The organism is Achromobacter xylosoxidans (assembly GCF_002192695.1).
GTDB lineage: Bacteria > Pseudomonadota > Gammaproteobacteria > Burkholderiales > Burkholderiaceae_B > Achromobacter > Achromobacter xylosoxidans_C.
This window is the reverse complement of the sequence record NZ_MTLG01000117.1, coordinates 1-11,573: the sequence shown is the minus strand read 5'-3', so window position 1 is coordinate 11,573 and position 11,573 is coordinate 1. Positions and strand designations below refer to the sequence as shown.

11 protein-coding genes are annotated in these 11,573 nt (G+C 64.2%); 5 read left to right on the top strand and 6 right to left on the bottom strand.

What is annotated here, in order from left to right; translation table 11 throughout:
* The first annotated feature begins 6 nt into the window (after positions 1–6).
* Positions 7–1,023: an acrylyl-CoA reductase family protein gene (locus tag BRO63_RS29145; protein WP_088143119.1), complete on the top strand. Its 1,017-nt coding sequence runs from the start codon at positions 7–9 to the stop codon at positions 1,021–1,023.
* Between the two features lie 64 nt (positions 1,024–1,087).
* Here BRO63_RS29145 and BRO63_RS29140 read toward each other — a convergent pair whose 3' ends face one another.
* From BRO63_RS29140 to BRO63_RS29115, 6 genes are all read right to left on the bottom strand, one after another.
* The gene (locus tag BRO63_RS29140; protein ID WP_088143118.1) at positions 1,088–2,122 is read right to left on the bottom strand and encodes a Bug family tripartite tricarboxylate transporter substrate binding protein; all 1,035 of its coding nucleotides are present in this window, start codon (positions 2,120–2,122) and stop codon (positions 1,088–1,090) included.
* A 62-nt stretch (positions 2,123–2,184) separates the two neighbouring features.
* On the bottom strand, positions 2,185–2,952 hold the full coding sequence (locus tag BRO63_RS29135; protein ID WP_088143117.1) for a glucose 1-dehydrogenase: 768 nt from the start codon (positions 2,950–2,952) through the stop codon (positions 2,185–2,187).
* A 20-nt stretch (positions 2,953–2,972) separates the two neighbouring features.
* On the bottom strand, positions 2,973–3,446 hold the full coding sequence (locus BRO63_RS29130; protein ID WP_088143116.1) for a MaoC family dehydratase: 474 nt from the start codon (positions 3,444–3,446) through the stop codon (positions 2,973–2,975).
* A gap of 24 nt (positions 3,447–3,470) precedes the next feature.
* Positions 3,471–4,625, bottom strand: a complete 1,155-nt coding sequence (locus tag BRO63_RS29125; protein WP_088143115.1) for an acyl-CoA dehydrogenase family protein — start codon at positions 4,623–4,625, stop codon at positions 3,471–3,473.
* Positions 4,601–5,863, bottom strand: a complete 1,263-nt coding sequence (locus BRO63_RS29120) for a CaiB/BaiF CoA transferase family protein (protein WP_088143114.1) — start codon at positions 5,861–5,863, stop codon at positions 4,601–4,603. Before BRO63_RS29120 ends, BRO63_RS29125 begins: the two co-directional genes overlap by 25 nt.
* A 199-nt stretch (positions 5,864–6,062) precedes the next feature.
* Positions 6,063–7,037: a Bug family tripartite tricarboxylate transporter substrate binding protein gene (locus BRO63_RS29115; protein WP_088143113.1), complete on the bottom strand. Its 975-nt coding sequence runs from the start codon at positions 7,035–7,037 to the stop codon at positions 6,063–6,065.
* Positions 7,038–7,228: 191 nt separating this feature from the next.
* On the opposite strand from BRO63_RS29115, the gene BRO63_RS29110 reads away from it, so the two are divergent.
* The 4 genes from BRO63_RS29110 (at position 7,229) to BRO63_RS29095 (ending at position 11,490) form a co-directional block, all read left to right on the top strand.
* Positions 7,229–7,999, top strand: coding sequence for an enoyl-CoA hydratase/isomerase family protein (locus tag BRO63_RS29110; RefSeq protein ID WP_088143112.1), 771 nt, complete (start codon positions 7,229–7,231; stop codon positions 7,997–7,999).
* Positions 8,000–8,048: 49 nt separating this feature from the next.
* Positions 8,049–10,067 carry an NADPH-dependent 2,4-dienoyl-CoA reductase gene (locus BRO63_RS29105; RefSeq protein ID WP_088143111.1) on the top strand — a complete coding sequence of 673 codons (2,019 nt, stop codon included), beginning with the start codon at positions 8,049–8,051 and terminating at the stop codon, positions 10,065–10,067.
* A 96-nt stretch (positions 10,068–10,163) separates the two neighbouring features.
* Entirely contained in the window at positions 10,164–10,973 is an 810-nt protein-coding gene (locus BRO63_RS29100) for an enoyl-CoA hydratase/isomerase family protein (protein WP_088143110.1), read from the top strand.
* Positions 10,974–11,040: 67 nt separating this feature from the next.
* Complete coding sequence (locus tag BRO63_RS29095; RefSeq protein ID WP_088143109.1) at positions 11,041–11,490, top strand: MarR family winged helix-turn-helix transcriptional regulator; 450 nt, start codon at positions 11,041–11,043, stop codon at positions 11,488–11,490.
* Positions 11,491–11,573: the final 83 nt, after the last annotated feature.

Here is an 11,573-nt window from a genome sequence, read left to right as displayed (position 1 = left end):
ATCTCAATGCAATCAGCACCCAAGGACGGCACACCAGGCCACGGCACATTCCGCGCCTACCAGATCCGGCGCGACGGCCCGATGACCTCTGGCCTCGCGCGCCTGGCCCTGGCCGATCTATCGCCGGGAGATGTGGTCATACGCACGGCGTACGCCGGCGTCAATTACAAGGATGCGCTGGCCACGACCGAGCAGGGCAACGTCATCCGGAAGTTCCCCCGCGTCGCAGGCAGTGACGCCTCGGGATGGATCGTGGCATCCGGCGACCGCAGGTTCCGGGAAGGCGACGAAGTGGCCGTCCTTGGACGGGGCTTCGGCGTGGACCATGACGGCGGATTCTCGGAGTACTTGCGCGTACCCGCAGACTGGGTCATCAAGCTGCCCGGCGGCTTCGCGTTGCGCGATGCCGCCACGCTCGGGATCGCCGGCTATACCGCCGCGCTCGCCGTCCATCTGTTGCAGGAGGCGCGCTGCCAACCCGAGCGGGGCGAAATCCTCGTCAACGGAGCGACCGGCGCTGTCTCGGGCATGGCCATCGAAATGTTGGCGCGGCTGCAATACCGGGTCGCGGCGGTCAGCGCCAAGCCTGATCGGGCGGCCTATCTGCAAACGCTGGGAGCCCAGGCAGTTCTAGGCGCCACGGATCTGGCCGACCAAGGCCGGCCGCTGGAGCCGGCCCGCTGGGCTGGCGGGCTGGACGCGCTGGGAGGCAAGCCGCTGGACCTGATGCTGCGCTCCATCATGCCGCGCGGATGCGTGGCCAGTTTCGGCAATGTGGCCGGCAACGAATTGTCCACCAGCGTACTTCCCTTCATCCTGCGCGGTGTGCGCCTCATCGGCGTCAACCTGACCTACTACCTGGATCTGGAAGCCGAGCTTTGGGCTCGCCTCGCTGGCGACCTCAGGCCGCAGCACACAATTGAACAGGTGAAAACCATAACGCTCGATGGGTTGGCCCAACAACTTCAGTACATGCTGGACGGTCAATCCTGGGGTAGGACCATCGTGGAATTTCCGGCCTGACATCCGGTAAAGGCCGCGGGCCGCAACGACCTGCGCGTTGCGGCCCGCAGCAATTGGCCTGGCGTCAATCCAGCGTTACGCCGGCCTTCTTGATGACCTTGGCCAAGGCGTCAATCTCCTTGTTGAGGAACGCACCATACTCCTGCGGCGTGGACGACGAGGCCTGCGCGCTCTGGTTGGCGAAATATGCCTGCACTTCCTTGTCGGCCAAGGCCTTTTCAACTGCGCCATTGAGCTTGGCGACGATCGCCGGCGGTGTTGCCGCTGGCGCCATCATCCCCGACCACGCCGACATCTCCAGGCCCCTGGCTACCGTTGCATCCAGCGTGGGCACATCCGGCAGGGTATCCAGCGGCGCCTTCGTCGCAACCGCCAGCGCCTTCAAACGTCCTGACTTGACCGCGGGAATGGCACCGGCCGAAGTCGCGAAGTAGTAATCAACCATGCCGGCCATCAGGTCGACCAGCGCGGGCGCCTCGCCCTTGTACGGAATGTGCATGCCCTTGATGCCAACGGCATCCTCGAACGACAGCGCGGCCAGATGAGTCACGTTGCCGTTGCCCGCCGACGCGTAGTTGAGCTTGCCGGGATTCGCCTTGGCGTAGGCCACCAGTTCCTCCACCGTCTTGAATGGCGACTTTGCCGGCACCACCAGCACGATCGGCAGGCTGGCCGTGAGCGCGATTGGCGCGAGGTCCTTGCTCACGTCGTAGGACAGCCGTTTGCTGTAAAGCGCGGGACTCGAGGCGATGGATGAGGTGTTGTACAGCAGGGTATAGCCGTCGCCCGCCGCCCGGCTGACTTCCTCGGCGGCAATGTTGCCGTTGGCGCCGGGCTTGTTGTCGATCAACACGTTCGCACCCAGCGTGCCGGCCATGTGCTTCGCCAGCGCGCGCGCGATCGCATCGGTGCCCCCGCCGGCGGAGAACCCCAGGACGACCTTGATGGGTTTGGAAGGATAGTTTTCCTGGGCCATGGCATCAGGCGCCGCCACGCCTGCCACGATCGCCAGAACAGCCGTGCCCGTGATGCCGGCCAGCCATGCGTATCCGCGACGGCCGCCGCCAACCGTCCCGCGGGATTGCTTGCAGTGAATCATGTTTGTCTCCTGTTCCTGCCTTTCTGCCACGGGCGCTGCGCGCCCTGTTTTGCCGGCGGAATCTAGCCCGCCATGGTCAATCCACCCGACACCGAGACAACCTGGCCGGTAATGAATGCCGCGTCGTCCGACGCCATGAAGCACACCGCGCCGACCACATCGCCGGGCTGGCCCAGCCTGCCGAACGGGATGGCCTTCTCCAGTGCGTTGCGCAGCTTGGCGCCGCTTTCGCCTTCGCCGGCGAAATCACGGAACAGCGGAGTGTCAGTCGGACCGGGGCAGACCACGTTGACGTTGATCTGCTTGCGTGCGACCTCGCGCGCCATGGTCTTGGTGAACGCAATGATCCCGCCCTTGCAGGCCGAATACACCGATTCCCCGGAAGAACCGACGCGGCCGGCATCGGACGCGATGTTGACGATGCGTCCCTTGCCGCGGGCGACCATGCCCTTGAGCACCGCGTGGTGCAGGTTGATGGGACCTTTCAGATTGATGCTGATGATCTTGTCCCACAGTTCCGGATCCGTATCGAGGAACCGCGCGGCATGGTCCCAGCCCGCGTTGTTCACCAGCACGTCGATCGGCCCCTGCTCGGCCTCGGCTCGGGCGACGGCGGCGACGATCCCGGCATAGTCGGTGATGTCAACGCGGTATGCGGATGCCTGGCCGCCCTGTACCCGGATGCGCGCGGCGACCTGCCCCGCCCCTTCGGCGTTCAGGTCGAAGATGGCGACCTTGGCGCCTTCCTCGGCGAAGCGTTCGCACAGCGCGGCGCCGATGCCGCCGCTGCCGCCCGTGACGATCACAACTTTGTCTTTCAAACCCTTCATGGCTACTCTCCTGGCTAGTCTTAACTGCGGCACTTGATCATGCGCAGGGGGGTGTACGTCATCACGACCGTACCGTCCTGCTTGACCACTTTGTTGAAGGTACGCACCAGGCCCCGCCCCGGGCGACTGTTGGACAGGCGCGCTTCTATCACTTCGCACTCGACGTGGATGGTGTCGCCGACGAAGGCCGGACCTTTGATGTCCAGTTCCATGTTCAGAAAGGCGTAGCCCGTCTTCTGCATGGTCGATTGAGTCAGCAACCCTTCCGAGATGCCATACACGAACGATCCCGGCGCGAAACGGCCCTTGATATCGGATTCGTTCTTGACGAATTCCATGTCGGTGAACAGCACCTCGGTCATATGTATGCAGTTGATGAAGGCGCATACGTCCGCATCCTGGATCGTGCGTCCCAGCGTCTTGAATTTGCGTCCGACCGGCAGGTCTTCGAAGTACATGCCCAGGCCTACGGTTTCGATTTCTTCGCGGTTCATCGCGGTCTCCTTGTGTGGGTGTTGTTACTTGCGGGCGGGACGGCCCAACAGACTGTTCGAAATGATGTTGCGTTGGATCTGGTTGGTGCCTTCGATGATCTGCAGCACCTTGGCATCCCTGAAATAGCGGTTGATCGGATACTCCGACGAGATTCCCGCCGCGCCGAACAGCTGCACGGCATCGGTCGCGACCTTCATGGCCGTGTCGCTGGCAAAGCATTTCGCCATCGCCGCCACCGGAGCCAGGACCGCCGCCGGCGCGCCGCCATCCACCAGCGAGGCGGCGCGGTAAACCAGTTGGCGTGCGGCTTCGGTCTGCATCGCCATGTCGGCCAGCATCCAGCGCACGCCCTGGAATTCGCTGACTTGTTGGCCGAAAGCCGTGCGATTGGTGACGAATTCGATTGCGTGGTCCAGCGCGCCCTGGGCCAGGCCGACGCCACGCGCCCCGATCAGCGGGCGGCTGGCGTTGAAGGCCTCCATGACCGCCCTGAATCCACCGCCCAGCATGTTCGCGTCGGGCACAAACACGTTGTCGAGAAACAATGGGCAGGACGGCACGCCGCGCGCCCCCATCTTTTCTTCCTTGCGTCCGACCTGCAGGCCGGACGTACCCTTCTCGACGATGAACAGGCTGATTCCGTCCTTGCCCTCTTCGCGGTACTTTGCCGCCACCAGGATGAAGTCCGCGATGTCCGAATTGGTGCACCAGATCTTGGCGCCGTTCAGCAGAAAGCCGCCGTCGACTTTCTCGGCGCGGGTCTTGATGCCGCTGACGTCAGAACCGCTCTGGGCCTCGGTGGTGGAAAAGGCGCCGCGCAGGTCGCCGCTGGCCAGGCCGGGCAACAGCCGCGCCTTCTGCTCCTCGGTGCCGCCGTGAAGGATCGCGCCGAACGGCACCCACTGGACCAGCAGCAGGTAGGCGGTGTTGTAGCAAACGCGACCGAACTCTTCGATTGCCAGGCATGCCGACAACATGCTGCCCGCCCCGCCATACTGCTCGGGGAACGGCAGCGTGAACAGTCCCAGCTCTTTGAGCAGGGCATACATGTCATGGGGATACTCGGCGCTGCTGTCGATCTCGTTGGCTCTCGGCGCGACCTTTTCTCGCGCCACGCGCCTGATGAGATCCTGTATCTGCAGCTGATCGTCGTTCAAAGCGTATTGGCTGTCATGCATGGGATGTTCCTGATCTCGATGATTCGTGTTGCTTCCAGCGCCCCGATGTCGGCGTCGGACTTATTGAGCAGCGATGCGAGCACCTCGGCGGTGTGTTGTCCGCGCAATGGAGGCGGATACCTGTACTCCACCGGCGTATCGGACAGGCGGATCGGATTGGCGACCATGCCTACCGTCGTGCCCCCCGGATGCGGCATGTCCACGCGCAGGCCGCGGTGTATCACCTGCGGGTGCTCGAATACCTGCGCATAGTTGTTGATGGAGCCGTTCGGGACTTCGGAGTTGGCGAGCAGGCCCAGCCAATGCTTGGACGGCTGCGTCCGGAACAGCGCTTCCAACGCACCCACCAGGGCGGCGCGGTTGACGTTGCGGCCGGGCATGTCCGCGAAGCGAGGATCGCTGAGCATTTCAGGCATGCCGATCAGTTCGCACAATCTGCGGAACTGGCCGTCGTTGCCGCAGCCGATGATGATGTGCCCGTCTGCCGTGGGAAAGGTTTGATAGGGCGCAAGGTTAGGATGCTCGTTGCCCCAGCGGCGTGGAATCGCCCCGCTGGCGAAATAGCTGGCTATCTGGTTGGCGCCGAAATTGACCACCGTATCCAGCAGCGCGACGTCGATATGCTGGCCAACGCCGGTCGCGTGCCGGCTCTCGATGGCCGAAAGTATGCCTATGGTGGCGTTCAGGCCAGTCAGCACATCGGCGACGGCGATGGCCGATTTCATCGGCCCGCCGCCCGGCTTGTCGTCGCGCTCGCCGGTGATGCTCATCAACCCGCCTTCGCCCTGAAAAATGAAGTCGTACCCCGGCAGGTGCGCGCACGGTCCGTCCTGTCCATAGCCTGTGATGGAGCAATAGATCAGACGCGGATTCACTTCGCGCAAATGGGTGTACGACAGGCCGTAGCGGGCCAGGTCGCCGACCTTGTAGTTTTCCACCAGCACGTCGCACTGGCGCGCGAGCTCGCGCACCAGCTCCTGCCCCTGCGGGGTCGAGATGTCGATGGCGACGGAGCGCTTGTTGCGATTGGCGGACGTGAAGTAGGCCGAGTCGCCCACACGCTCGCCGTCGTCATTCTCGATCCACGGCGGCCCCCAGTGCCGGGTGTCGTCACCCAGCACCGGACGCTCCACCTTGATGACATCGGCCCCAAGGTCGGCGAGCATCTGCGTGCACCAGGGCCCGGCCAGCACACGGGTCAGGTCCAGCACGCGCAAGTGAGAGAGAGATCCAGCCATATGCCTAGCCTCAGATTCAAGATCGTTCATATTTATGAATGCCGTTTATTATTTTATGTTCCATCATGCTGATGGGCAACGAAATTTTGGTTCTTTTTTGCTCATTTAGATCAATATCATGATGTATATGGGCGCATTGCGGCATTAAAGGGGCAAGCTCGCGGATGTATTCTTCGGCCCAGCCAACGGGCGTGCGGCATTAGTCCAGCTTGATGCCCGAGGTTTGCACCACGTCTCTCCAACGTTCGATTTCGGCCTGCAGGAAGCTCCGGAACTCCTGCGGCGAGGTCGCCTTGGGCACTGCTCCCTGCGCTGCCAATTGGGCGGTCACCTTGGGGTCGCTCAACGCCTTCGCGTAAGCCTGATTCAGGCGGGCGATGACTTCCGGCGGCGTTCCCGCCGGCACCATCAAGGCTTGCCAGGCGCCCATCTGGAACCCGGGCAGGATTGCCTCGGAGGCGGTGGGCACATCGGGCAACAGGTGCGACCGGTCCTTGCCGGTCACCACCAGCGCCTTGACCCGTCCGTCCCGGACGTAGGGATAGGCCGAATTGATCGGGTCCGCAAACAAGTCGAGACGCCCCGCGATGAAGTCTGGGAACGCTCCCGCGCCGCCCTTGTAGGGAATATGCGTAGCCTCGATTCCGGCCGCCTGCAGCAGCACGAACATGGCCAGATGGGTCAGGTTGCCCGTGCCTGACGAGCCGTAGTTCAGCTTGCCAGGGTGCTTCTGCGCATAGGCCGTCAGCTCCTGCACGTTCGCCACGCCCAGGGGGTTGCTGGCCATTACCAGCAAAGGCTGGTCGATCAGCAGAGAAACCGGGGCCAGATTCTTGTCCAGGTTGTATGAGACCTTTTGGCCAAATGCCGCCGTGAAGCCCAGCGCGGATGTGCTGTGCAGAAGCGTATAGCCGTCGGGCGCAGCCTGGGCCACGGCTTCGGCGCCGATGTTGCCATTGGCGCCCGGGCGGTTCTCCACCACCACGGGCACACCCAGCTCGCCGGACACCTGAGCGGCCAACAGGCGTGCGACCTGGTCGGTAGCGCCACCCGGCGCGAACGGCACGATTACCCGGATGGGCTTGGCGGGGAAGACCGGCTGGGCGCCTGCCGCACCAGGGCCAAGGATCAGACTGCTGGCGAGCGCGGCCGCCAGTGTGCGCAACAGTTTCATGGGTGTCTCCTCTGCGTGCCGACTCGCGGACCGGGCACATCCCCGTCCGCTGTCATGCGTCTTTTGCGTTCATTTATATGAACGATGTTCAGAATTATATGTTTGCGATTGCGCCAAAGGCAAATTTTTCCTTTACAAGCGCTCCGAATTTAAATCATGATGTTGATATAAATTCAAAACCGGAGACAAGCATGACCGTTGTGACGGAGTTTCGCGATCAGGTGGCCGTAATCGAGCTGAACCGCCCGCAGGCCCTCAATGCGCTGAACGAGCAGATGCTCGCCGACCTGCGCACGGCGGTGGACGATGCGGAGGCTGCCGGCTGCCGCGCCATGGTGTTTACTGGCGCGGGCGACAAGGCGCTGTGCGCCGGCGCGGACATCGCGCAACTCCAGGCCCGCGCGCCCGCTACCCACCGCTCGAACGTGGCCCAGGCTCAGGCCCTCTTCGATCGCATCCAGCAATCAGCCCTGCCCAGCGTGGCGGTCATACATGGATTTGCGTTTGGCGGCGGCCTGGAACTGGCGCTCGCCTGCACCTTCCGCATCGCCACGGCCAAGGCCAGGATGGCATTGCCCGAGGTCAAGCTGGGTCTCATTCCCGGCTATGGCGGCACCCAACGCCTGCCGCGTCTGATAGGCGAGGCCCGCGCGGCGGAACTGGTTCTCTCCGGCCGGGCCGTCGACGCCGAGGAGGCCCTGCATATCGGCCTGGTCAACCGCATCATGGATGGCGGCGCCCCGGCGGACCTGGGACGCGCCTTCCTGGAGCCCATGATCAGGCACAGCAAGGTCGCGACATCCATGGCCCGCGAAGCCATGCGCCGTGGCCTGGACGGCGCGCTGGCGCCCGGGCTGGCCATGGAAGCCGACCTGTTCGCGCTCTGCGTGCAGTCGCACGACGCGGCCGAAGGCATGGCCGCCTTCCTGGCCAAGCGGCCTGCCGCGTTCACCGACAACTGAAACGCGTCCGCCCCGTCCATCCCCAGACTTCCGCAAATCCGGGTGAATCATGCACACGTACCCCAGCCTGCTTAAGCCCTATGACTTCGGCTTTCTCGCGTTGCGCAACCGCATGGTCATGGGCGCGATGCACACCCGCATCGAGACCCTGGATCAACCATTGGCGCGGCAGGTGCAGTTCTTCCGTGAACGCGCGCGCGGCGAAGTCGGCCTGATCCTCACCGGGGGATACGCGCCAAACCAGGCGGGCCGGATGGAGGAGGATGCGCCCCTACTGGAACACCCGGAGCAGTTGGCGCCGCATCTGGCCGTCACGCGCGCCGTGCACGAGGAGGGCGGCAGGATCGTGCTGCAGATCCTCCATGCCGGACGCTATGCCAGGCATCCCTTGTGCGTCGGCCCCACGGAGCTGCGCGCCCCAATCAATCGCCATGCGCCTCGCGCGTTGACGGCGCAAGGCATTGCCCAGACCGTGCAGGCGATAGCCCATACCGCCCGACTCGCCCAGGAGGCGGGCTACGACGGCGTGGAGATCATGGGCTCCGAAGGCTATCTGCTCAACGAGTTCACGAGCCCATGCACCAACCTCCGCGACGACGCCTATGGCGGCAGCTTCGAGAACCGCATCCGCTTTCCCATCGAGACCGTAGCGGCCGTGCGCGCCGCCGTCGGCGCCCGCTTCCTGCTCATCTACCGGATCTCGGCCATAGATCTGGTGCAAGACGGGCTTACGGGCGACGAGACCGCGCAGCTCGCGCAGCGCCTGCAGCAAGCCGGCGTCGACATGCTCAATACGGGTGTCGGCTGGCACGAGTCGGCCATTCCCACGATTGCGGCGTCCGTCCCGCGCGCCGCCTGGGAGTTCGCCGTCCACAATATCAAGCGCGCGGTTTCCATTCCCGTCATCGCCTCCAACCGCATCAGCACGCCCGAAGTCGGCGAGCGCCTGCTGGCTGGCGGCAGCGCCGACTTCGTGTCAATGGCAAGGCCTCTGCTTGCCGACCCCGAATTCGCCGCCAAGACACGCAAGGGTCGTGCCGATCTCATCAATAGCTGTATCGCCTGCAACCAAGCCTGTTTGGACCATATCTTCACCGAGCGCGCGGCATCGTGCCTGGTCAACCCCCGCGCCGGGCGCGAACTGGACTACCCGACAGGCCGGGTCGCAACGCCGCGACGCATCGCGGTGGCAGGCGGCGGCGCCGCCGGCATGGCCTTCGCCGTCTACGCGGCCGAACGTGGCCACGCGGTCGCGTTGTACGAGGCGGGACCGGACCTGGGCGGCTTGCTGAACCTGGCCCGCCGCATACCGGGCAAGAGCGAATTCAACGAAACGCTGCGCTACTTCCAGGCGAGGCTCGCCGAACTTGGCGTAGCCGTCGCGCTGGGCCGACGCGTCACCGCCGCGGAATTGCGGGCGGGAGGTTATGACGCTGTCGTCGTGGCCACGGGCGTGACCCCGCGGCTGCCCGACATAGACGGCATCGATCATCCGAAAGTCGCCCTCTACGATGAAGTCCTGTCGGGGCGCCGCCGCGTCGGCGCCCGCGTGGCCCTGATCGGCGCCGGCGGCATTGCCTTCGATACCGCGGAATTCCTCCTGGGCGACGCAGACGAATCGCTGTCGCCTGAACAATTCCGGCAGCACTGGGGCATCGACGCGTCCTTGCGCAATCCAGGCGGCTTGAAAGACACCCCGCCGCGCGCCCCCCGGCGCGTCATCCACATGCTGCAGCGCAGCCCCGAAAAGCCGGGCGCGCGCCTGGGCAAAAGCACCGGTTGGATCCTCAAGACCCGCCTGAAGCGCGCTGGCGTTCGGATGATTTCCGGCGCCGCCTATCACCACATCGACGACGCGGGCCTGACCTACTCCCGCGATGGCGTCACGGAAGTGCTTCCGGTGGACGACGTCATCATATGCGCGGGCCAGATGGCGCAGGACGAACTGAGCCGGTCCCTGGCTGGCTCCGGCTTGCGCGTGGAAACCATAGGAGGCGCGCGGCGCGCGGCCGAACTCGATGCCGCGCGCGCCATCGAGGATGCGCTGCGGCTGGCACATGCCTTCTAACCGAGATCTCGCTGTTCGCGGGAGCCACTCCCGCCATGACTCCGCCGCCGGCTATCGCCGCGGCTTCCCATCTCCTCATCACAGGAATCGCTGACCATGAACGACCGCTATGCCTCCTACACCCGGCTCAAGTTCGACCGGCCGCACCCCCGCGTGCTGCGTATCACCCTGGCCTCGCCGCTCAAGATGGGCGCCATGGACGCAGCCATGCATCGCGAAGTTTCCCAGATCTGGCGGGACGTGGACGCCGACCCCACGGTCTCGGCCATTCTGCTGACCGGAGAAGGCCGGACTTTCTCCGCCGGTGGCGATCTCAATCATGAACGCCATGGCGCCGACGACTACGACACCCGCATGCAGACGATGAAGGAAGCGCGCGACATCGTCTACGGCATGATCAATTGCTCCAAGCCCATCGTGAGCGCAGCGCGCGGCTGGGCCGTCGGGGCCGGCCTCGCATGCGTGGTTCTCGCCGACATTTCCATCGCATCCAAGGACGCCCGCTTCTCCGACGGACACATGAAAATCGGCGTGGCCGCCGGGGACCACGCCACCATCATCTGGCCGCTGCTATGCGGCATGGCCAAGGCAAAATACTATCTGCTCACCGCGGACAGCTTCACGGGCGAGGAAGCCGAGCGCATGAATCTCATCTCTCTCGCGCTGGACGACTCGGAGGTCGAAGCCAAAGCCGTCGAGCTCGCATCCCGGCTGGCCGATGGCGCGCCTGGCGCCATTCGCTGGACCAAGCACGCGCTGAACAACTGGCTGCGGCAGGCTGGTCCGATCTTCGACGCCTCGCTGGCGATGGAATTCATCGGCATGGCGAGCCCGGAAGGCAAGGAGGGCATGGACGCCTTCCTGCAAAAACGGCCAGCCCGGTTCCCGGTCGAAACGCCCTTCTAAGCAGCGTGTCCGGCAAGGCCATGAGGTAATCTCGCTTCCATTCATCTGTTGCAAGGGCGAAAACATCGTGGCAAACAAATCAGGCGCCGAGATCCACAATCGGTTGTTCTTCCGTCTGTTCCAACTGGGCAACTCCCTGCAGCGCCAAGCAAGCAACGAACTCGGCATCAGCACGGTGCAGTGGGCCGTGCTGGGCGCGCTGACGCGGCCGCAGGCGGCAGACGGCATGACCTTCGGCGAACTGGCTGACTATCTCGTCGTCAGCCGGCAAAGCCTGGACGGCGTGCTCAAGCGCCTGGAACGCGAAGGCCATGTGCGCCGTGTTCCCGATAAGAATGACCGGCGCGCGCGCGTCGTCATTCTGCTGCCGGCCGGCCAGCGCTTCTGGGACGAGATCCAGCCCAACATCTACGAGTTCTACCGGCAAGCGATGAAGAGCTTTCAGTTCGACGATAGCGTGACCTTCCTGCATTTCCTTAATCGGCTGCAGCACGATATCGCCGAAGTAGAGCTTTGACGCCTGCCCATCGCATAGGAAACCCATGAAAATACTGGTACCTGTCAAACGCGTCGTTGACTACAACGTCAAGGTGCGCGTCA